Raw genomic sequence first — 2,663 nt, 5'->3', positions numbered from 1 at the left:
CCACTATGATGTTCAAATCGGTGCGGGTGGGGGGATAGCCGGGAACCCGGCCGTTTGACTCCTTGCCAAGGGCACCGTAAAAAGCCCGTCCTCCGGAAAGACCTCGGCCTTTCCGGTCCCAGGCTCGGCCTGGGATCGCCCTCAGGCAGCGCGTGGCGCCCCCTGGGGCGGTACTGCTTTGGATAACGGGTAGACGATGTTCGACTCTTTGCAATCCCGCCTTGGCGGCGTGTTCGACAAGCTGCGTGGCCGCGGTGCGCTCACCGAAGCCGATGTCGACGAGGCAATGAAGGAAGTCCGCACCGCCCTGATCGAGGCGGACGTCGAACTCGGCGTGGTGGAAGACTTCATCCGCAAGGTGAAGCCGCTGGCCGAAGGCGAGGCGGTGATCCGCTCGGTCACCCCGGCGCAGCAGGTCGTCAAGATCGTCCACGACACGCTGGTGGAAACCCTCGGCACTGAAGGCACCGGCCTGCAGCTCGGTTCGCCGCCGGCGCCGATCCTGATGGTCGGTCTGCAGGGCTCGGGCAAGACCACCACCTCCGCCAAGCTGGCGCTGCTGCTCCAGACCAAAGAGAAGAAGCGCGTGCTGATGGCCTCGCTGGACGTCAACCGTCCCGCCGCCATGGAGCAGCTGAAGGTTCTGGGCGAGCAGGCGAACGTGCCGACGCTGCCGATCATCGCCGGCCAGACCCCGATCACCATCGCCAAGCGGGCGCTGGCGGCGGCGCGGGTCGGCGGCTATGACGTGCTCATCCTCGACACCGCCGGCCGCCAGCATGTCGACGAACAGCTGATGGCGGAAGCCGCCGCCGTGCGCGAGGTCACCAACCCGCACGAAACCATTCTCGTCGCCGACAGCCTGACCGGCCAGGACGCGGTCAATATCGCCAAGTCGTTCCACGCCCGCATGCCGCTCACCGGCATCATCCTGACGCGGGCCGATGGCGACGCCCGCGGCGGTGCGGCCCTGTCGATGCGGGCGGTCACCGGCGCTCCGATCAAATTCCTCGGCATGGGCGAAAAGCTCGAGGCGCTGGAGCCGTTCCATCCCGAACGCGTCGCGGGCCGCATTCTCGACATGGGCGACGTGGTTTCGCTGGTCGAGAAGGCCACCGAGACCGTCGACAAGGAAAAAGCCGAAGCCCTCGCCAGGAAGCTGAAGAAGGGCGCGTTCGACATGAACGACCTGTTCGATCAGCTGAGCCAGATGAAGAAGATGGGAGGCCTGCAGGGCCTGATGGGCATGCTGCCGGGCGTCGGCAAGATCAAGGACAAGCTCGACGAAGCCGGGCTCGACGACCGGGTGCTGACCCGCCAGCAGGCGATCATCCAATCGATGACCAAGGCCGAGCGCGCCAATCCGGACGTGCTCAACGGCTCGCGCCGCAAGCGCATCGCGGCCGGCTGCGGCCTGGAAGTCTCGGACGTCAACAAGCTCCTCAAGATGCACCGCACCATGTCCGACGCCATCAAGGCGATGAAGAAGGGCGGCCGAGCCAATCCGTTTGCAGCGATGATGAACATGGGTCGCGGCGGTCCTCCGCCGGGCGGCATGTTCGGACGAAGATGATTTGCACGCGGAGGCGCGGAGATGTCATGCCGCCTCCGCGTGAATCTATTTATGTTTACTGACTGAAGAAGGAAGACGTTATGTCCGTTAAGATCAAACTGTCCCGCGGCGGCACCAAGAAGCGCCCGCACTATGCCATCGTCATCGCCGACACCCGCTTCCCGCGCGACGGCCGCTTCATCGAGAAGATCGGCTTCTACAATCCGCTGCTGAAGAAGGACGATCCGGCCCGCGTCAAGCTCGACGCCGAAAAGGCCGCCGAGTGGCTGAAGAAGGGCGCCACCCCGACCGATCGCGTCCATCGCTTCCTGGCCAACGCCGGCCTGGTGAAGCCGCTCCAGAAGAGCAATCCGGAGCAGGCCAAGCCGAAGAAGAAGGCGCAGGAACGCGCCGCCGCGGCCGCGAAGGCGGCTGAGGCTGCGGGCTGATTGGTGCCATGTCGCGCGCTCGCGACGTGCTGATGGCGGCGGTCATCGGCGCCCACGGTCTGAAAGGCGAGGTGAAGGTGAAAGCCTTCACCGCCGCCCCGGCCGCCTTGAACGCCTATGGACCGCTGCACGCCAAGGACGGGCGGCGCTTCACGATCGCGGCGCTGCGCGCCACGGGCGACGACGAGGCGGTCGTCGCCTTTGCCGAGGTCAAGGACCGCAACGCCTCGGAAGCCCTCAAGGGCACCGAGCTGTTCGTGGCGCGCGAAAGCCTGCCGGCGGCCGACCCGGGCGAGTTCTATCACGCCGATCTTGTCGGCTTGGAAGCGTTCGACAAGGATGGCCACCGCATCGGCAAGGTGCTGTCGGTGCAGAATTACGGCGCCGGCGATGTCCTGGTGATCGCCGCCGACGAAGGCGAAGAAATCCTGCTCGCGTTCACCAAGGATAACGTCCCCGAAATCGACTTCGCCAACACCCGCATCACCGTCGCGGTGCCCGATGAGGTGGATGCGGGGGATCGCGACGAAGACCAGTAATCCCTCTCCCCTTGTGGGAGAGGACGCAAAATCTTGCACTTAGCTGAGCGCAAGATCGATGAAGCGGCACCAGCGCGAAGCTAAGTGCTAGATTTTGCTGGTGAGTGGTTCATGGCACCAGCC

3 protein-coding genes are annotated in these 2,663 nt (G+C 65.2%); all 3 read left to right on the top strand.

From position 1 onward, the window contains the following. Positions 1 to 196 precede the first annotated feature (196 nt). Positions 197 to 1,573: a signal recognition particle protein gene (gene ffh / locus AC1P6P_RS00420; protein WP_481400458.1), complete on the top strand. Its 1,377-nt coding sequence runs from the start codon at positions 197 to 199 to the stop codon at positions 1,571 to 1,573. Between the two features lie 80 nt (positions 1,574 to 1,653). Beyond that, positions 1,654 to 2,001: a 30S ribosomal protein S16 gene (rpsP, locus tag AC1P6P_RS00415; RefSeq protein ID WP_481400457.1), complete on the top strand. Its 348-nt coding sequence runs from the start codon at positions 1,654 to 1,656 to the stop codon at positions 1,999 to 2,001. 8 nt (positions 2,002 to 2,009) lie between these two features. Next, a complete protein-coding gene (gene rimM, locus AC1P6P_RS00410; RefSeq protein ID WP_481400456.1) occupies positions 2,010 to 2,540 on the top strand; it encodes a ribosome maturation factor RimM in 531 nt (176 codons plus the stop codon). Positions 2,541 to 2,663: the final 123 nt, after the last annotated feature.

It is taken from the genome of Rhizomicrobium sp. (assembly GCF_056722145.1).
This window is presented reverse-complemented; position numbering and strand designations above follow the sequence as displayed.